Consider the following 18,801-nt stretch of genomic DNA (forward strand, 5'->3'; position numbering starts at 1 on the left):
GAGGGCCCGCGGGTCCCCGACATATTGCGATAATCAATCGCATGATCGAGGCACGGCGGCTGCACATTCTCCGCGCGGTGGCGGACCACCGGACGGTGACGGCGGCGGCCGCCGCGCTGTATCTCACCCCGTCGGCCGTCTCGCAGCAGCTGGCGGCGCTGGAGCAGGAGACCGGGCACCGGCTGGTCGAGCGCAGCGCGAAGGGTGTACGGCTCACGCCGGCCGGCGAGATCCTCCTCGGGCACACCAACGCGGTCCTCGCCCAGCTGGAGCGGGCCGAGGCGGAACTCGCCGCCTACGGTTCCGGTGAGGCCGGAACGGTCACGGTCGCGGCCTTCGCGACCGGGATCGCCCAGGTCGTCGCGCCCGCCGTGGCCCGCCTCGCGGCCTCCGCGCCGGGGATCCGGATCCGGGTCCAGGACGCCGAGGGCGACGCCAGCCTCCCCATGGTCCTGGACCGGCAGGTCGATGTCGCGGTCGCCGTGGAGTACCGGGGCGGCCCGTCGGCCGACGACCCGCGCCTGACCCATGTGCCGCTGTACGCGGAGCCCTTCGACGCCGTCGTGCCCGTCACCCACCGGCTGGCCGACGCCACGGAGGTGCCCCTGGCCGAGCTGGCCAAGGACGCCTGGATCAGCCCCTATCCCGGCAATCCCTGCCACGATGTCGTCGTCCTGGCCTGTGAGAACGCCGGATTCCAGCCCCGCTTCGAGCACTCCTCCGACGACTTCCGCGCCGTAGTGGCCCTCGCCTCGGCCGAGGCGGGCGTCGCGCTCGTCCCCCGCTCCGCCCTGCGCGGCATGGACCTGACCGGTGTGGTCGTCCGCCCCGTGGACGGCGTGGCACCCACCCGGCGGGTCTTCGCGGCGGTGCGCCGGGGAGCCGAGGACCACCCCCTGATCCGCCCGGTACTGACCGCGCTGGGGGAGGCCGCACGGGCGGCCGGCTGAGTGTCAGTGGCACGGGCTAGCGTGCGTGGCATGCCGGATGCCGAAGACGTACGCCGTATCGCCCTGTCCCTGCCGGACACCACCGAGAAGATCGCCTGGAGCATGCCCACCTTCCGGGTGGCGGGCAAGATGTTCGCCACGCTGCCGGAGGAGGAGACCTCCATCGCCGTGCGCTGCCCCAAGGAGGAGCGCGACGAACTGGTGCTCGCGGAGCCGGAGAAGTTCTGGACCGCCGGTCACGAGGCGCAGTTCGCCTGGGTGCGGGTGAGGCTCTCGGCGCTGGAGGGCGAGGCCGAACTGCATGACATCCTCGCCGACTCCTGGCGGCAGGCCGCCCCGACCCGGCTGCTGGAGGCCCACCCCCGGCTGGGGCTGCCGGGCGGCGCGTGAACCGCCGCGGTCACCCGCGGACGCCGGCCCCGGTGAAGGCCGCGATCCGCTCCCGCAGGCTCGGCGCGTCGAGCCCGTGGGCGGCGACATGCTCCTCCGGGGTTCCGTACCGCCGCAGTTCGCGCCGTCCCACGCCCAGCCCGAGCACCCGATGCGGCACATCGGCGAGCGCCTCGCTCACGGCACGCGTCGACGTTCCGGCGAGATACGGCTCGACGAGAACCACGTCCGTGCCCGCCGCCTCGGTGGCCCGGCGCAGCGCGGCCCCGTCGAAGGGCCGTACCGTCGTCGCGTACAGCACGGTCACATCCAGGCCCTCGGTGGCGGCGAGCACCGCGTCCAGCACGGGGCCGACCGCGACGACCACCCCGGAGCGGCCCTCGTGGGCGGTACGGAAGCGCGCCCCGTCAACCGCGAGCCCCTGCCGGTTGGCCTGGGCCGACAGGCGTACGTACACCTTGTCGTCGCCCGCCGCCACGGCATGCCGCAGCAGTGTCTCGGCCTCGTCGGGGTGGCCCGGCACATGCACGGTCCAGCCGTCCAGGGTGTCGAGCAGCGCCACATCACCGGGCGCCATGTGCGTGTAGCCGCCGGCGGGCCAGTCGAAGGAGGCGGCCGCGCTGACCAGCACGGCCCCCGCGTCCTGGTGCCCCAGATCCAGCTTGACCTGCTCGAAGGGCCGCTCGACCAGAAAGCTGGCGAAGGTGTGCACGACCGGCCGCAGCCCGGTGAGTGCCAGCCCCGCCGCCGCCCCGATCAGCAGCTGCTCGCGGATGCCGACGTTGATCACCCGGTCCGGATGCCGGCGCAGGGCTCCGGCGAAGCCGTCGGTGCCGATCTCGGCGAGGACGACCGCGACCCGTGGGTCCTCGTCCAGGAGCCGGGAGACGACGGGGGCGAAGCGGTCACGCATGGTGTCCATGGAGGTCACGTCCTCGGTGGGTTCGGGGGTTCGGTGGGTTCGGTGAACGGGGTCAGGCGTACTTGGGCTCGACGCGGGCCACGACCACGTGCGGCCGGCCCGGATGCGGGGCCGTGAAGGCCGCGTACAGCGCCTCGTGGTCGCGGCCGTCGACGCTCACCGCGGACCAGCCCGCGGCCTCGAACCGCGCGGCGATCCCACCGGGACGGGCATGGCTCGCGGACGAGTTGTCGATGACGACGGTGTGCAGTCGCTCCAGTCCGGCGGGACCCGCGAAGGCGATCGCCTCGTGGTTGCTGCCCTCGTCCAGTTCGGCGTCCCCGATCAGCACCCAGACCGCCGGTTCGGTGAGCCCCTGGGCGCGCAGGCCCAGCGCGGTGCCCACCGCGATCGGCAGCCCGTGTCCGAGCGACCCGCTGCCGATCTCGGCCCCCGGCACCAGCACCCGGTCGGGATGGTGGCCGAGCGGGGAGTCGTACGAACCGAAGCCGGGCAGCCAGTCCACCGGTACGAAACCCTTCGCGGCCAGTACCGCGTAGTAGGCCATCGGCCCGTGGCCCTTGCTGAGCAGGAACCGGTCCCGGTCCGGGGTGTCCAGCGTCTCGGGCCGCACGCGGAGCACCCGGTCGTAGAGCACCCACAGCACGTCGAGGGTGGAAGTGGCGGCCGGACCGTGCTTCTCGTCGCCGGTCATCCGGCCCATCAGCGCGGGCAGGTCCGCGAAGCCGTACGCGGAGACGCGTCCGTGTTCCTCGGTGATCGTCATGCCGATGATCCTGCGACCTCAACCAAAGTTGAGGTCAAGCACGAGCCGAGGCGGAAAAGGCGTGCGCGACCATGGACCCGAGTGCGGTATTGTTTCCCTGCGCGTTTCGACCGGGGAAATCCCAGGTCAAACGGCATCGGGACGTGGCGCAGCTTGGTAGCGCACTTGACTGGGGGTCAAGGGGTCGCAGGTTCAAATCCTGTCGTCCCGACTTGTGGAAGTCGGAGATCAGGGCCGGTTCCGGAGAAATCCGGAACCGGCCCTCGATCATTTTCGGGCACCGGCCGCGGACCAGTGTCCGGACCTGGTGTCCACCACCACGCCCCATGACTGGTCCGCTCAAGCCGGGGAAGCGCCCCGTCGCGGTCTGCTCCACGTGGCTCCGCACGTCGTCCGGTTCCGGCCAAGCGATGGCGCCCGGCTCACTGTCGGTCAGAAACCCTTGCACGGCCTGCTCGTCGTGCCTCATGCCAACAGCACATGCAGCGGTGTCCCAGCACAACCTGGGCGCGGCTCGCGGTCGTTCCTCCCCTACGGCCACCGTGTGCAAGAGACCTTGGATTGCCGCAAGGGAATCTTGCCGAGTCCTCGTGCTCTTCCCGTGGAGGATCCAAACCGGGGCCATGCATGGTGGTCACGCAAGTGAAACCGCAACGCGGGTCGTACCGGAAAGAGGTTTCCCAGTGGGAGTTCGTAAAGTGATGCGCAGGGGGGTGCTGGTCGCCACGTCCGTGTCGGTGGTGACCGCTTCTCTGCTCCTGACCGCCAATCCGGCTTCGGCCAAGATAGGCAATCTCTACGAGGACGACGAGGTGCCGATCGTCCTGGGCGCCGCGATGGACCTGCCGGCCGAGCTGCGTGAAGAGAAGATGGTGAACGTCCAGTCCATCGACTTCTCCCTCACCAAGGAGGAGTTGGAGAGTCTGTATCCGGCGGAAGAGCTCAAGAAGCAGATCTATGCGCCCAACGCCGAGAAGTACCGCGACCAGCACTTCATGAACAGTGAGGACACCCGAAGGCACAACGCGGGCGCGATCTCGAACACCGCGGACCGGGGAGAAGTGAAGTTCTTCGGCGTCTGGGACAAGAAGTTCAAGCCGATCGCGGCCTCCGACGGCTATACGGGGGAGGCGGAACGCACGTACAGCACAGGCCATCAGGTGACGGACACGACAACGTCGTCGACGACCCACACCGCGGGAGCCAAGGTGTCGGTGAGTCTTGGAATTCCTGATCTGGGGCTGGGTTCCTCGGTCGAAGCCTCCTACTCCTTCAGCACGATGTCCTCCGACTCCACGGCCGTGCAGACCTCCTCGCAGGACGCGAAGGTGCAGAAGATTCCCGAGAAGGCGTCGGGCTGGATGGAGGGCTATCCGAACGGCGGCTACTACGTGGGCTGGATCGCCTACTCCGATGGCGTGACCTACAACTCCGACCCGGACGGCGGCTGGCAGGTCATGCCCGCCAAGGTGTTCTTCAAGTCGGAGAAGAACACCAGCCCGGTGACGTGGGTTCAGCGAGGACGGGCACTACCCCTCTTCTAGGGCGAGACACTCAGGTGGGCGCGGTTGCCGCGGGACGAGTACGCCTTGTCCCCGGCGACGGCGTCCGTGAGTGCGGAAGCGCTTCGAAACGGTCGACCGGATTCGGTACACGCCCTAACGGGCGAGGAACGGACCCAGTACGGCGCTGAGTTCGGCGGGTGAGTCCATGGCGATGAGATGCGCGGCGGCTGCGAACTCGACAAGGGTGGAGCCGGGGATCTCGGCGACATAGCGGCGGGCGATGTCCTGGAAGTCGGTGACGTCCAGCTTGCCGACGCCCACCAGCGTGGGAACGGCGATGTCAGCCAGGTCGCCGGTCGCGGGACCTTGGGAGTGCCGACCGACGATGTCCTGGTTCACCAGCGATGTCCGCACCGCGCCACGGAGCCGGTCGGCCGGTCCGTCGGCCACCTCGTCCCAGCCGCGGGAGGGTCCGCGCAGCCACATGTCCAGGTTGATCCGTACGGCGGCGTCCAGGTCGCCCGCCTCCAGGGCCGCGGTCTCGGCCTCGTCGTACGCGATCATGTCCGCGGACCAGTGGTAGCGCGGCCACGGCGCGGCGAGCATGGCCAAGGAGTGCACCCGGTCCGGGTGGGTCAGCGTGAAGTCCAGGGCCACCCGGCCACCCCAGGACGCGCCCACGAGCCGGACACGTTCGCAGCCGAGGTGGTCCAGGAGCCGGCGCAGGTCGTCGGTCTCGCGGAACGGGCCACCGGGGGGTGCGGACTCGCCAAAACCGCGCAGGTCGTAGCGGATCACGGTGTGCCGTTCCGCGAGGGCGGGCACGATCGCGTCCCACATGCGGTGGTCGGCGACACCGGCGTGCACGAGCACGACGGGCGACCCTTCACCGGCCGTGTCGTAGGCGAGACATCCAAAGTCGTCTTTGAGCGTGAGCATGCCTGGATGGTCGCAGAGCGGCTACGCCTGAGCCAACAGAGTTGTGGATCAGGACCTGGGCCGAAGCCGCAGGGCGTCACCCTGTCTCCGGGAGCGGTGACAGCACGAATCCCACGATCAGCCCGCCACCGGGATGCCGACTGGCGAAGACCGAGCCGCCGTGGTCCCTGACGATCTGTCCCACGATGGCCAGTCCCAGGCCGGACCCCGGGACATGGGCCGTCGCGTCGGCTCTGTAGGAACGCTCGAAGATGTGCGGCAGGTCGTCGTCCTGGACTCCCGGGCCGTGATCACGGATCGCGACCCGCCCGTCGGCCACCGTGACCTCGATGGGTTGGCCGCCGTCGTCATATTTGACCGCGTTCTCCAGGATGTTCTGCACCGCCCGCTGGAGCGCCGCAGGGTTCGCGCTCACCATGGCCTGATCGCTTGTCACCCGCACGGGATGCCCGCTGCGGCGTTCCACTGTTCTGGCCGCACTCTCAACGAGCTTTCCGAGACGGATGTCCGTCCGGAAGTATCCCGTCGGCTGGCCGGCGGCCAGGTCGACCAGTTCGTCGACCAGGTTCCCGAGTTCAGTGGTCTCCGCCTCGAGGTTGCGCAGCAGAATCGCACGTTTCTCGGGTGAGAGCTCGGAAATGCGCCGCGCCAGGAAGACGCTCACCCGGAGCGAAGTGATAGGCGTTCGCAGATCGTGTCCGGCGTCCTGTACGAGTCGCCGCTGTTCCTCCAGCGAGAGCGCGAGCCGGCCGAGCAGACCGTCGAAGGCCCGGCCCAGGCGAAATACTTCGTCGGGACCGTCGGCGGGAATGCGGGCGGCCAGTGCCTCTTCGGACGGAACAGTTTCCACGGTACGCGTCAACAGGATCAGCTGGCGCGTGGCCCAGCGTGCCAGAAGAATACCGATCGCGGCGGCCAGAACGGCGACGGCTGCCGCCGAGATCATACTTCTGCGCTGCAAGTCGTTCAGCATTCTCTCGGATTCACTGGACTGCTGAATCACCCGCAGGGCGCCTTGGTGCCGGCCGAGTGAGATGGTGGCGACTCGATGAGTCTGTCCGAGGACAACCGCTTCTTTCGTCCGGGTCTCTCCGGCCTTCTCTTCGGCCACCAGCCGCCAGTCGGCCGGATCCAATTGAGGGCTGAGTCCGGTAATCGGCAGGACGGTGGTAGTGCCGTCGGGTGAGAGCACCTGGAGGGTGGAATCGGCCAGACCCGGAGAACCGGCCCTCATCTTTCCCTCGGAAATATAGTCCGCAGCCGACCATTTCTGCTTCATGACGTGCGAGCGCAGGCTTTGCACCATGGAACCGAAGGCTCTTCGCTGATGGTCGCGCATCGCCGCGGCCGCGGCATCGTTGGCCAGTCGATCGGTCGCCACGGACACGAATACCGCCATCACGACGAAAGAAATAATAAGAGTCGTGCGCAGACTGAAGCGCCTCAGTCTGCGCGGTACGGGAAGCGTGGGCATGGCGCAGGTTCCTCTGATATGCAAGAGACATGCAAGAACTGCATGAGAATCATGTAAGCGGTGCACCGGGTCAGACCGCCGAATGGCCTGTGTGGCATACTCGATGATATGGGTTCCTATCGAGTGCTGCTCGCTGAGGACGATCGTGCCGTCCGAGAATCCGTATCCATCGCACTGTCATTGGAGGGCTACCAGGTTTCGGAGGCCGCCGACGGAGTGACCGCACTTACGCTTGCCGAGCGTGAACGCCCCCATGCGATCCTTTTGGATGTCGCAATGCCCCGGCTCACCGGTCTTCAGGTGTGCGAAGTGCTCCGGGCCAAAGAGGACAGGGTTCCCATCCTGATTATCTCCGCACATGTCGAGATAGACGACAGAGTGGCGGGACTGGATGCGGGAGCCGATGACTACGTCACAAAGCCGTTCGGAATGGAAGAAGTACTGGCCCGGCTTCGGGCGCTCCTTCGCCGAACGGACGCCACGGGGGCGGCGGTACGTGCCCAGGGAGACGTCGTCCAGGTTGCCGACCTCGTTCTCGATCCGGCCGGTCGGCGCTGCTGGCGGGCCGGCCGGGAAATCACGCTGACCCGAACCGAATTCGATCTCCTCTACCTCCTGGCCAGCAGGCAAGGGGTGGTACTCACCCACTCGATAATCTACTCGGAAATCTGGGGCTTCGATTTCGGTGACGGGTCGAGGAACCTGGCCGTCTACATCGGCTACCTCCGTCGGAAACTGGAAGCCGATCACATGCTGCCGCTCATCCATACGGTGCGCGGCGTCGGATACACCCTGAGGAATCCGGCCGAGGCGCTGTGAGATGCGGGCTCTGCAAGAAACGTCCAAGAGCCTGTCTTCGGCATCCGTCGGTATCCGCCGGGCAGCACGGGACATGCGGCCGGGTAACGTAAGACTCTCCTCGCAGTCCCCCGCGAGATTCCCCAAGTGATCAATACGGCTGTGCTTGTGTGAAGTAATGGGCACCATATCGAGAGCCGTCACCACAAGAGTCGTCGCAGTCACCACCTCCCTCACCGCACGGTTGCGGGTGGCCTCGGCGCGGTTTGTTCCCCGCAGCATCGCCGGGGAAGTACTGCTCATGACGATGGTCGTCATCACGCTTCTCGTAGTGGCCGTCGCCTGCGTGCTGATGCTGCAGAACAGAGAACTCAACACGGAGCGTTCACGTGCCAGGACCCTCGCCATCGCGGAGACCATCGCCAGTACACCCGCGGTCAGAAGAGCGCTGCTCTCGGCGGACCCGAGTGAGTCGCTGCAACCCATAGCGGAGGAAGTCAGCAGGCGGAACAGCGTCACCTCGGTCACCGTGATGGATGCCGAGGGCACACGCTTCACCCACCCCGACAAGTCCCTTGTCGGCACCAGATATTCGGGGGCGGTGGAGCCGGCTCTCGCCGGTGAGACGTTCACGGAGACCGGTGTCGGCGCCTATGGACCGGTGGTGCGCACAGTGGCGCCCATCGAGGTCGAGGGCGAGATCGCCGGGCTCGTCTCGGTGGCGGTGACGACGGAGGAAGCCGCTCGGGCGTTTCGGCACGATCTTCCCGAACTCACCGGCCTGACCGCAGGGGCGCTTCTCCTGGGCACGGGCGGCGCGAAGCTCGTCCAGTGCCGGCTGAGAGCCAGAACGCATGGCCTGGGGCCCATAGAGATAACCAAGCTGTACGAGCATCACGACGCCATGCTTCACGCGGTCCGGGAGGGAATCGTCATCGTGGACCGCCAGGGGAAGGTGGTTCTGATCAACGACGAGGGACAGCGGCTGCTGGGCTTGAGCGGCCACGGCGAAGGTCAGGAGCTGCGAAGCCTCGGACTGCCCGCGACGATCGCCGAACTCGTGGGCTCCGGCCGATGCGTACGCGACCAGGTCGCCATCGCGGGGGACCGGCTCCTCGTGATCAACCAACAGGTCGCGGTCAGCGAAGACCGCGTCCTGGGGACCGTGGCCACGTTGCGCGACTCGACCGATCTGCTGCATCTGGTGAACCGGTCGGAGGCGGCGCAGCGGAACCTGAGTCTCCTGCACGAGGCGAGCCACACCGTCGGGAACTCGCTCGACCTGACACAGACCGCGAAGGAACTGGCGTGTGCGACGGTGCCCGATCTGGCCGACTTCATCGACATCGAGGTCCGCAGCTCCCTCGTCTCCGGTGATGACGCGGCCCTGGGGGAGATGCGCCGAACCGTGGCGTTCGACCATGAGTGGGAACACCCCGTCGCTTCGGGTGAATCGGTCGATCGCGGCGATTCGAGGGTCCTCGCCCATGTCGGGGAGACGAGGAAGCCCTTCCTCGCGGCAAGCACGGATGTGGACCTGGCCGCTGATCCATGGCTTTCCCGTGACCTCGGCAGGCGAAGCGACCGGTACTTCCTGCTGGTGATCCCTCTGGTCTCACAGGAAACCCTCATCGGAACGGCGACCTTCACGAGGGCGGAACGCTTCAAGCCGGAGGACGTCACCCTGCTGGAGCACATCTGCCGCAGGGCCGCGGTGTGCCTCAACAACGCCGCTCAGTACGCTCGTGAACAGGCGACCTCGCTTGCCCTGCAACGGAGTCTCCTTCCGCAGTCACTGCCGAGACAGCAGGCGGTCGAGGGGGCGAGCCTCTATCTGCCCGCCCACAGCGGAGTGGGCGGAGACTGGTTCGACGTGATCCCGATCTCCGGCGCACGGGTCGGGTTGGTGGTCGGAGACGTGACGGGCCACGGCCTCCACGCCGCCGTCACCATGGGCCGCCTGCGCACCGCCGTCCACAACTTCGCCAGCCTCGATCTTCCGCCGGACGAACTGCTGCTGCGGTTGGACGATCTCGTCTCACGGATCGATTCCGAGATGGACCCGGCATCCAACCGTGCGGTGGTGGGAGCGACCTGCGTGTACGCGGTCTATGACCCGCTCACCCGGCAGTGCGCGATGGCGAGTGCCGGGCATCTGCCTCCCGCCCTGATGGACCCCGCAGGAGACGTGCGCTTCCTCGACGTGCCCGTGAACCCACCGCTGGGCATGTGGATGGGCGCCGCTCCCATGGACACCGTGGACTTCACCGTGGCGGAGGGCAGCCACATCGTGCTCTACACGGACGGTCTGGTCGAGAGCCGTGAGGAGCCGATCGAAGCGGGGCTCGACAGACTCGCCGCCGTGCTCGCCGGTTCGCGGCCCTCCCCGGCGGAGATATGCGAGTCGGTCAGAAGCGCTCTCGTGTCCGAGAGCCCGACGGACGACATCGCGGTGCTTGTCGCACGCACGAGCGCCCTGGGCGCGGACCGGGTGTCCTCCTGGGACCTTCCGTCGGAGCCCGCCGCCCTCAGCGGGCTGAGAGCGGCGGTGCGGGAGCAGTTGACGTCCTGGGGGCTGGAGGAGACGGTCACCGTGTCGGAGCTGGTGGTCAGCGAGCTGGCCACGAACGCGGTCCGCTACGGACGCGATCCGATCTCGGTGAAGCTGATCCGCAACGGGGACTCGCTCATCTGTGAGGTCGCGGACGCCAGTCCCACGTCGCCTCATCTTCGCTACGCGCGGTCCAGCGAGGAGGGCGGCCGAGGACTGTTCCTCGTCTCTCAACTCGTCGATCGCTGGGGGACCCGGTACGGAGGAGAGGGCAAGGTCATCTGGACGGAGCAGTCGCTCGTTCCGTAGTGAGCGACGCGGCCGACGGCGCTTCTTGTGGAAATCACATGCGGCTCTCGTTTCCCTCTTGCACCTGTACCGGAGGCTTGACAGGAGTCCGGTTTCCTGAGCCAGTGGAGGTGCGAGCCATGCGTGACGAGAGAAGGCCGCGTGGCGTCCGGGTGGGCAGGGTCCGGTGGTTGTGGCCGGCGACGGCTCTCTCCCTCTGTGCGGTCTGGGCTCTCACCGTGCCCTGGAGCACGGACAGCCGCGAATCGACCGGCAGCGGTCGGGCGGCCTCGAATCCGCCCGCGGATCCCGCCCTGCAGTCACCTCGGGTCGACATGGGAATCGTCAGGGCGTCGGAGGACGAGGGAAAGACCGTGAACATCACCCTGGACGACGGCCCGCACCCTCGCTGGACACCGGAGGCGTTGAAGACGCTGAAGCGGTTCCATGCCAAGGCCGTCTTCTGTCTGACCGGACCGAACGCCGCCGCCCACCCCGACCTGGTGAAGAAGATCGTCAGTGACGGACACCGGCTGTGCAACCACTCGATGAGCCATGACACCGCCATGGACAAGAAGCCTGTCGAGTATCAGAAGAAGGAGATAGACGAGGCGAAACGCCTGATCGAGCGGGCGGCCGGCAACGCCCGCGTGCACTACTACCGGGCACCGGGCGGCGCCTTCACCCCGGAGAGCCGCCGGATAGCCGCAAGCCACGGCATGCGGAACCTGGGCTGGAACGTCGACCCCGGCGACTACGCGAAACCGGGCGCGGACACCATCATGACCGCGGTGAAGAGCCAGCTCTCCAGAGGCCAGGGCCCGACCGTGCTGCTGCACGACGGCGGAGGAGACCGTTCCCAGACGCTGGAGGCCCTCCGGGGTCTGCTCCCCTGGCTGACCGAGGAGGGGTACGCCTTCAGCTTTCCGAAAGCCGGGTAGCGGCAGCGCCGACGGAGACCCGACCACCGGGCCGGGCCTCTCCGTCGTGTCCTGCTCAGCCCACGTACCCCACGTGTGCGAGGGCCTGCTTCAGCAGCACCCCGTGGCCGCCCGGCATCTCGTTCTGCAACGCCTCGGACACGGCTTCCTGCGGGGTGAACCACACCAGGTCCAGGGCATCCTGGCGGGGGCGGCAGTCGCCGGTCACCGGGACGATGTAGGCGAGGGACACCGCGTGCTGCCGCGGGTCGTGATACGGCGTGACCCCGAGGGTCGGGAAGTACTCGGCCACCGTGAAGGGCTGGAGCGAGGACGGGACCCTGGGCAGGGCCACCGGGCCGAGATCCTTCTCCAGATGGCGCAGCAGCGCGTCACGCACCCGCTCGTGATGCAGGACGCGGCCGGAGACCAGGGTCCGGTTGACCGTTCCGTCCGGCCCGATGCGCAGCAGCAGCCCGATGCTGGTGACCTCACCGCTGTCGTCGACCCGCACGGGAACCGCCTCGACGTACAGAATCGGCATACGGGCACGGGCCATTTCCAGCTCGTCCGTGGACAGCCAGCCGGGCGTGGTTTCGGTCATGTCTGACATTGCTTGATCATACTTTCCGGGCGGGGCGCGCGCTCAGTCGCGGCCGTGGTCGGATACGGGCAGCCCGTACAGCCGACGGGCGTTGTCACGTCCCGTCCAGGCGGCGATCCGCAGGGCGTCGGGCAGGCTCAACTCGTCCGCGTCCACCCGTTCCTGGAGCAGGGCGGCCAGCCCCTGCCGGAAGGACAGCGCGCCGAGGTGGTGGAATTCGGCCACACCGTAGGCGTCGGAGCTGTACAGGAGTTTTCGGAACGGTGTGATCTCCAGGGCCTCCTCCAGAATCGCCCGGGACCGGGCCGGACCCGTGTAGTGCAGGGCCAGTCCCACGTCGAGGTACACCTGCTCGAACACGGCGGCCAGATAGCCGGCCTGACGCTGGTACGGCCAGCAGTGCAGCAGCAGCACCGGGACGGTGCCGCTCGTCGCGTGCAGCCAGTCCGTCAGCAGGGCGGGGTCGGAGCGGTGCAGCCGCAGGTCGTTGTCGCCGAGCCCGACGTGCAGTTGCAGCGGGAGCCCGAGGTCCACGGCGGTCCACAGCAGGTGCCGTACCAGGACCGGGTCCGCCAGCCGGCCGCCGCCGGACGCGAGCAGGCGTCGTACCGCCGCCGTCACCTCGGCGTCCGTGGGCCGCGCCGGGTCCAGCGCGAATCCGGTGCGGTAGGCGGCCACCGACTTGACCCCCACCACGCTGGGCCGCCGTACCGCGGCCTGTGCCGCCGACCGGAACACACCCGCGTACTCGCCCGGTTCGACGCCCCCGGCCAGCACGGCCTCGGCCACGCTCTCCAGCCGGACGACCTCGTAGGCCCGCGCGCCCGCAGCCTCGGCCAGTTCCGCCGGGCCGGTCAGCCGGTGCGGGGCGTAGCCGGTGTCCACACAGAACGCCTCGGCTCCGGCGGCGGCCAGGAAACGCCGGTTGACCTCCCGCCAGCCCAGCTCGGTACGCCGGGCCAGATACCGGTCGGCGGGCGCGTGCCGGGGCAGATCCAGTACGGGGGCGCAGTGCCGCCGTACGGCCACGCCGACGGGACTGTCGAACGACGACACGCCGGGCCAGGCGTCGCCCTCGGTGATCAGTGACTCGAACTCGCCGGGTGTGAGGTCGGCGGTGACGGCACCGTGGCAGTGGTGGTCGATCAGCGCCAGCCCGTCCAGTTCCGCGCGCAGCGCTCCCGCCATCGTCAGTACTTCCAGCGGTAGGCCGCCGCCACCCGGGCGTCGTCCAGACCGTGAGCCGCCGTGTCCTCCCCGAGGCGTACGGCGATGACCGCGTCGGCGAGTACCGGGCCGAGCGCGGCGCGCAGCACCTCGTCCGCGCGGAACCACTCGACGGCCTCCAGCAGCGACGTCGGCAGCGGGTGCACACCCCGCGCCGCCGCCTCCTCGGCGGCGAACCGTGCCGGATCCCCGGTGATTTCCTCGGGCAGCGGCATGGCCGACTCCAGCCCGTCGAGTCCCGCGGCGATGACACAGCCGAGCGCCAGATACGGGTTGGCGGCCAGGTCGACCGGCTTCACCTCCAGGTTCGCCGACGCTTCCCGGTTCCCGGCCATGCCGGTGACCACCCGCACCGCGGCCTCCCGGGTCTCCCGGCCCCAGGCGGTGAACACCCCGGCCCACTGGGAGGGCTTCAGCCGCAGATAGCTGGCCGGGCTGGGCGCGGTCACGGCGGTCAGCGCGGGCAGGTGCGCGAGAACTCCGGCCGCGAACGACTCGGCGTCCGGCGTCATGCCGTACCGCCCGCTGCCCTCGGCGTGCAGGTTGGTGCCGTCGCGGTGGCAGGAGAGGTGGATATGGCCGCCGTTTCCGACCCCCTCGGCGGTCACCGCGGGTGAGAAGGACACCCGCAGGCCGTGCCGCTGGGCCACCGCGCGGATCGTCTGCCGCAGCAGCACGCTCCGGTCGGCCGCCGCCACCGGGTCCAGCGCGGCCGCCGACAGCTCGAACTGTCCCGGCGCGTACTCGGGGTGGAACTGCTCGACCTCCACACGCTGTGCCGCGCAGGCCGCGAGCAGGTCGGCGGCGTAGTCGCTCAGCTCCACCTGCCGGATCGCGCCGTACGCCGGACCGACCGCCGCCGGGACGAACTCGCCGGCGGGCGCCGAGTCGAGTCCCACGGACCACTCGATCTCGATGCCCGCCCGGAAGGTGATCCCGAGCCGCTCCCGGGCGTCGCTGACGACCCGGCGCAGGAAGGTGCGGCCGCACCCCGGGTGCGGCGCGCCCTCCTGGGTGATCCGGTCGACGGGAGCCCAGGCCCAGCCCGGCTGTCCCGCCAGGTCCACCAGCCGGTCCAGGTCCGGGTACATGCGCAGATCGCCGTCCGGGGAGCCGAGGACGTCGGTGGTGACGATGGAGTCGTCCGCCAGGAACGTGTCGAAGACGGGGGACATGCCCACGCCCCAGGCGACCGCGACGGGCAGCCGTTCCGCCGGGATCGTCTTCACCCGGCCGATACCCGCCGTGTCGACATGGGCCAGGACGATGCCACGCACGCCTCGCGCCGACAGCTCGGTGACGAACGCGTCGGCCCGTGGAACGTCACCCGGACGTCCGCCGGGCACGGGGTCGGCAAGGGTGGTCATACGTCCTCCTTGACGGGCTCGGTACGGCCGTTCGGGGTCAGGGTTTCACGGCCACCGCGCCGAACTGCGGTACCACGGCCGGAACACCTGCTTCGGCGCGCCACTGCGAGCACGGCACCAGGCCCGGCTCCAGCAGTTCCAGGCCCTCGAAGAAGGTGGCGATCTCGGCGCGGCCGCGGGCGGTGATCGCCGGAGTGGCGTTCTCGTTCCAGAAGTCCATCGCGGCGACGTTGCCCTCGCCGCCCAGCTCGGCGTCGAAGGTGGGGTGTGTCAGGACCAGGAAGCTGCCGGAGGGCACCGCCGCCATGACCCGGCGCACGACGTCCCGTGCCTTTCCGGTGTCGAGCACGAAGTTGAGGATGCCCAGCATGATCACCGCGACTGGTCTGCCGGGATCGAGGGTCTCGGCGGCCCGCCGGACGATGGCGTCCGGGTCGTGCACATCGGCGTCGATGTAGTCCGTGACGCCCTCGGGTGTGCTGGTGAGCAGGGCGCGGGCGTGCAGCAGCACGATCGGGTCGTTGTCGACGTACACGATCCGTGACTCGGGCGCGATCCGCTGCGCGATCTCATGGGTGTTGTCGACGGTCGGCAGCCCGGTACCGATGTCCAGGAACTGCCGTACCCCCTGCTCCGCCGCCAGGTGGTGGACCGCGCGTCCCAGGAAGGCGCGGTCCGCCCGCGCCACGGCCCTGATCACCGGGAACATGCCGGCGATGTGCTCGCCGACCCGCTGGTCGACCTCGTAGTGGTCCTTGCCGCCGATCCAGTAGTTCCAGACCCGTGCGTTGTGCGCCACGGCGGTGTTGAGTCGCGCGGGTCCGCCCGTCGCGGGGTCGCTCTCGCTCACGTCACTGCCCTTCCTCACGTGCGCCGTCCGCCGCCATTGTGCCGTCCGTCGATCGTCATGTCCCGGGAATCGACACCGACTCGGACGCGCTCAGGCGGCGGCCTTGCGGCCCACCGCGCCGTACAGCGAGACCGGATCCGTGCCGTCGGGAGCCTCCTCGGGGTGCCAGTCCGTCACCGGGACGACACCCGGGGGCAGCAGGTCGAGGCCCTTGAAGAAGGCGGAGAACTCGGCGTGCGAGCGGGCCACCAGCGTCACGCCTCCGGCCCGGTAGTCACGGACGCCCCGCTGGACGTTCCCCGGGTCGAAGTCGGCGGTCAGCGCGGACAGCACGAGGCAACTGCCCGGGGCGAGCGCGTCGACCAGGGTCGCGACCAGGTCGTGGGCGCCGTCGTCGTCCGCGACGAAGTGCAGGAGAGCGATCAGGGACAGGGCGACGGGCCGGCCGAAGTCCAGTACCCGGGAAGCTTGTTCGAGGATCGTACGGGGTTCGCGGGCGTCCGCCTGGAGGTACTCGGTGACGCCCTCCGGGGTGCCCCGCAGCAGGGCGCCCGCGTGGGCCAGGACGATCGGATCGTTGTCGACGTAGACGACCCGGGCGTCCGGCGCGGTGGACTGGGCTATCTGGTGCAGGTTGGGCTCGGTCGGAATGCCGGTGCCTATGTCCAGGAACTGGCGGATCCCCGTCTCCTTGGCCAGCCGGTGCGTCGCGCGCCGCATGAACGCGCGGTTGGCGCGGGCCGCGCGCGGGGCCCCGCCGTCGATCGCCGTGATCCGGCGGGCGAGTTCCTCGTCCACCGGGTAGTTGTCCTTGCCGCCGAGGAACCAGTCGTACACCCGGGCCGGGTGCGGCTTCGTCGTGTCGATCCCGTGGACGGCCGGCTCGCTCCCGGTCACAGACGCTCCTCCGCTCGACGGACGCCGCCCCGGTACGGGGCGTGCGAGCAGTCTGGCACGATCATGGACCGCGGCAGAGACGGACTTCGGCCACCTGTTTCTCGGCCACCCGCGGCCGGAGCCGGTCGTGACCGAGGGGCGTCGGCAGGCGCGCCGCCCCGAACGGCGTGCGAGCCGTTGTCGTGGGCGCCGTATGGTCAGCCGGGCAGTACGCCGTCGAGGAAGCGGGTCACGTCCGCGAAGACCTCCGCCCGGTTCGTCTCGTTGAACACCTCGTGGCGGGCCCCGGCGTAGATCCGCTCGACCGCGCGGCCGGCGCCGAGCCGTGCCACGCCGACGCGGCTGCCGGGCAGCGGCACCAGCCGGTCGTCGTCGCCGTGCAGCCACAGCACCGGGAGCGGGCCGGTGCCGCCGCTCTCGGCGACGGTCCCCAGCGTCCGTACGAACGCCTCGAGCGTCGGGCGTTTCATCGGCCCGTGCCACACCAGCGGATCGGCGGCGTACGCCGCGCCCACCGCCGGGTCGCGGGAGAGTGCGGCCGGGCTGACCGGGACGTCCGGGATCTCGTCCAGGGCCAGCAGCCGCCCCGGCAGCTCCCAGACTCCGATCACCGGGCCGGACAGCACGAGCGCGGCGAGTTCCCCGCCGTACCGCTGGGCAAGGCGGGCCGCGATCAGGCCGCCCATGGAATGGCCGATCACCACCACCGGCAGACCGGGGTGGGCGGAACGGGCCAGACCCGCCACGGTGTGCACGTCGGTGACCACGTCCTCGAAGTCCTCGATCAGCACGCGCTCGCCCGCCGACATGCCGTGACCCAGGTGGTCGGGGCCGTACACCGCCGCGCCGTGTCCGGTCAGCACACCGGCGAGTTCCGCGTAACGCCCGGCGTGTTCGCCGTACCCGTGCACCACGAGCGCGATGTACCGGGGTTGCGGAGGGGACCACTCGTGTGCGGTGATCGTGCCGTGGGTCCCGTCGAGTACGTGTTCCCGTGCGTCGCTCATCCTGGCCTCCGACTCCTCGGTGAAGGTGCCGGAGGATCTTCCCAGGGGCCCGGCGGTAGGTCTATAGTCCAAAACTAGCACTGCTAATTAACTTGGCCCGGCAGGCCCGCGACCCGGTGCCGGCCGGCCATGTCGTCCGTCAGGAGCCCTGTCGTGCGTCCCGTCCACTTCGCGGCCGCCCGCCGCACCCCCATCGGAAAACTGCGCGGCGCCCTCTCCCCGGTACGGCCCGACGACCTCGCGGCCACCGTCATCCGCCATCTGGTCGCCGACGTACCCGCCCTCGATCCGGCCCGCGTCGACGACGTCTACTGGGGAGCCGCCAACCAGGCGGGCGAGGACAACCGCAATGTCGCCCGGATGGCAGCCCTGCTCGCCGGACTCCCCGAGACCGTGCCCGGCGCCACCGTCAACCGGCTCTGTGCCTCCGGTCTCGAAGCGGTCACCACCGCCGCCCGCACCATCGCCGCGGGCGAGGCCGACATCGTGATCGCCGGCGGTTCCGAATCCATGAGCCGCGCCCCCTTCGTGCTGCCCCGCCCCGACGAGGCCCTGCCGCACCGCATCGAGACGGTGGACACCCGACTCGGCTGGCGCCTGGTGAACCCCGCCATGAAGGACCTCCACGGCCTGCTCTCCATGGGCGAGACCGCCGAGGAGGTCGCCAAGCGGTACGGCATCTCGCGCCGGCGCCAGGACGAGTTCGCGCTGCGCAGCCACCAACGCGCCGCCGTGGCCCGCAAGATGGGCCACTTCGACGACGAACTCCTTCCCGTGGAGCGCCCGGACGGCACCGTCGTCGACAGCGACGAGTGTGTCCGCGAGGACACCTCCTACGAGAAGCTCGCCCGCCTCAGGCCGGTCTTCCAGGACGGTGGCACGGTCACCGCGGGCAACGCCTCGCCGATGAACGACGGCGCTGCCGGGCTGCTGCTGGTCAGCGAGGAGGCCCTGAACGAACTCGGCCTGGAGTCGCTCGGCCGGTACGCCGCCGGGGCGTCGGCGGGCGTCCACCCCGATGTGATGGGCATCGGCCCGGTGCCCGCCACCCGCAAGGTGCTGGACCGCATGGGATGGCGGATCGAGGACCTCCAGGAAGCCGAGTTCAACGAGGCGTTCGCCGCCCAGGCCCTCGCCTGCGTGGACCAGCTCGGCCTGGACCCGGAACTGGTGAACCCGAGCGGCGGGGCGATCGCCCTCGGCCACCCCCTCGGCTGCTCGGGCGCCCGCATCCTCACCACCCTGCTCCACCGCATGCGCCGCACGGGAGCGCAGCGTGGTCTGGCGACGATGTGCGTGGGCGTCGGGCAGGGGAGCGCGGTGCTGGTGGAACGGCACTGATCAGC

At 69.5% G+C, this 18,801-nt stretch carries 17 protein-coding genes and 1 tRNA gene; 8 read left to right on the forward strand and 10 right to left on the reverse strand.

Annotation, left to right across the window (positions count from 1 at the left end):
* Positions 1–41: 41 nt before the first annotated feature.
* A complete protein-coding gene (locus ACIPK3_RS06555) occupies positions 42–950 on the forward strand; it encodes a LysR family transcriptional regulator (RefSeq protein ID WP_402566949.1) in 909 nt (302 codons plus the stop codon).
* A gap of 30 nt (positions 951–980) precedes the next feature.
* Positions 981–1,340, forward strand: a complete 360-nt coding sequence (locus ACIPK3_RS06560) for an MmcQ/YjbR family DNA-binding protein (RefSeq protein WP_402566950.1) — start codon at positions 981–983, stop codon at positions 1,338–1,340.
* A gap of 10 nt (positions 1,341–1,350) precedes the next feature.
* Here ACIPK3_RS06560 and ACIPK3_RS06565 read toward each other — a convergent pair whose 3' ends face one another.
* Together ACIPK3_RS06565 and ACIPK3_RS06570 are read right to left on the reverse strand one after the other, a co-directional pair.
* Positions 1,351–2,262 (reverse strand): transketolase family protein, encoded by a 912-nt coding sequence (locus ACIPK3_RS06565; protein ID WP_402566951.1) that lies wholly within the window; start codon positions 2,260–2,262, stop codon positions 1,351–1,353.
* A 52-nt stretch (positions 2,263–2,314) separates the two neighbouring features.
* Positions 2,315–3,028: a transketolase gene (locus ACIPK3_RS06570; RefSeq protein WP_402566952.1), complete on the reverse strand. Its 714-nt coding sequence runs from the start codon at positions 3,026–3,028 to the stop codon at positions 2,315–2,317.
* A gap of 137 nt (positions 3,029–3,165) precedes the next feature.
* Between ACIPK3_RS06570 and ACIPK3_RS06575 the strand changes: the two genes are divergently transcribed.
* Together ACIPK3_RS06575 and ACIPK3_RS06580 are read left to right on the forward strand one after the other, a co-directional pair.
* Positions 3,166–3,239: transfer RNA gene (locus ACIPK3_RS06575), tRNA-Pro, on the forward strand.
* Between the two features lie 472 nt (positions 3,240–3,711).
* Positions 3,712–4,572, forward strand: a complete 861-nt coding sequence (locus ACIPK3_RS06580; RefSeq protein WP_402566953.1) for a hypothetical protein — start codon at positions 3,712–3,714, stop codon at positions 4,570–4,572.
* Between the two features lie 114 nt (positions 4,573–4,686).
* On the opposite strand, the gene ACIPK3_RS06585 is transcribed toward ACIPK3_RS06580, so the two are convergent.
* Both ACIPK3_RS06585 and ACIPK3_RS06590 read right to left on the reverse strand, forming a co-directional pair.
* Positions 4,687–5,472 (reverse strand): alpha/beta fold hydrolase, encoded by a 786-nt coding sequence (locus ACIPK3_RS06585; RefSeq protein WP_402566954.1) that lies wholly within the window; start codon positions 5,470–5,472, stop codon positions 4,687–4,689.
* A 76-nt stretch (positions 5,473–5,548) separates the two neighbouring features.
* Positions 5,549–6,946: an ATP-binding protein gene (locus tag ACIPK3_RS06590; protein ID WP_402566955.1), complete on the reverse strand. Its 1,398-nt coding sequence runs from the start codon at positions 6,944–6,946 to the stop codon at positions 5,549–5,551.
* Positions 6,947–7,054: 108 nt separating this feature from the next.
* Between ACIPK3_RS06590 and ACIPK3_RS06595 the strand changes: the two genes are divergently transcribed.
* The 3 genes from ACIPK3_RS06595 to ACIPK3_RS06605 all read left to right on the forward strand — a co-directional run bounded on the left by ACIPK3_RS06595 (position 7,055) and on the right by ACIPK3_RS06605 (position 11,524).
* Positions 7,055–7,765, forward strand: coding sequence for a response regulator transcription factor (locus tag ACIPK3_RS06595; protein WP_402566956.1), 711 nt, complete (start codon positions 7,055–7,057; stop codon positions 7,763–7,765).
* A 157-nt stretch (positions 7,766–7,922) separates the two neighbouring features.
* Complete coding sequence (locus ACIPK3_RS06600; RefSeq protein ID WP_402566957.1) at positions 7,923–10,604, forward strand: SpoIIE family protein phosphatase; 2,682 nt, start codon at positions 7,923–7,925, stop codon at positions 10,602–10,604.
* 119 nt (positions 10,605–10,723) lie between these two features.
* Positions 10,724–11,524: a polysaccharide deacetylase family protein gene (locus tag ACIPK3_RS06605; RefSeq protein ID WP_402566958.1), complete on the forward strand. Its 801-nt coding sequence runs from the start codon at positions 10,724–10,726 to the stop codon at positions 11,522–11,524.
* A 55-nt stretch (positions 11,525–11,579) separates the two neighbouring features.
* Here the strand turns inward: ACIPK3_RS06605 and ACIPK3_RS06610 are convergent, their stop codons facing one another.
* From ACIPK3_RS06610 to ACIPK3_RS06635, 6 genes are all read right to left on the reverse strand, one after another.
* Positions 11,580–12,107, reverse strand: coding sequence for an NUDIX hydrolase family protein (locus tag ACIPK3_RS06610; RefSeq protein WP_402566959.1), 528 nt, complete (start codon positions 12,105–12,107; stop codon positions 11,580–11,582).
* Positions 12,108–12,149: 42 nt separating this feature from the next.
* Positions 12,150–13,295: an amidohydrolase family protein gene (locus ACIPK3_RS06615; RefSeq protein WP_402566960.1), complete on the reverse strand. Its 1,146-nt coding sequence runs from the start codon at positions 13,293–13,295 to the stop codon at positions 12,150–12,152.
* 2 nt (positions 13,296–13,297) lie between these two features.
* Complete coding sequence (locus ACIPK3_RS06620; RefSeq protein ID WP_402566961.1) at positions 13,298–14,701, reverse strand: glutamine synthetase; 1,404 nt, start codon at positions 14,699–14,701, stop codon at positions 13,298–13,300.
* A 37-nt stretch (positions 14,702–14,738) separates the two neighbouring features.
* A complete protein-coding gene (locus ACIPK3_RS06625) occupies positions 14,739–15,551 on the reverse strand; it encodes an SAM-dependent methyltransferase (RefSeq protein WP_402566962.1) in 813 nt (270 codons plus the stop codon).
* 90 nt (positions 15,552–15,641) lie between these two features.
* Positions 15,642–16,448, reverse strand: a complete 807-nt coding sequence (locus ACIPK3_RS06630) for an SAM-dependent methyltransferase (protein ID WP_402566963.1) — start codon at positions 16,446–16,448, stop codon at positions 15,642–15,644.
* Positions 16,449–16,645: 197 nt separating this feature from the next.
* Entirely contained in the window at positions 16,646–17,455 is an 810-nt protein-coding gene (locus ACIPK3_RS06635; protein WP_402566964.1) for a lysophospholipase, read from the reverse strand.
* A 153-nt stretch (positions 17,456–17,608) separates the two neighbouring features.
* Here ACIPK3_RS06635 and ACIPK3_RS06640 point away from each other — a divergent pair, with 153 nt between their 5' ends.
* Positions 17,609–18,796, forward strand: a complete 1,188-nt coding sequence (locus ACIPK3_RS06640; RefSeq protein ID WP_402566965.1) for a thiolase family protein — start codon at positions 17,609–17,611, stop codon at positions 18,794–18,796.
* Positions 18,797–18,801 lie beyond the last annotated feature (5 nt).

The organism is Streptomyces sp. NPDC086787, from assembly GCF_044745865.1.
Taxonomy (GTDB): domain Bacteria; phylum Actinomycetota; class Actinomycetes; order Streptomycetales; family Streptomycetaceae; genus Streptomyces.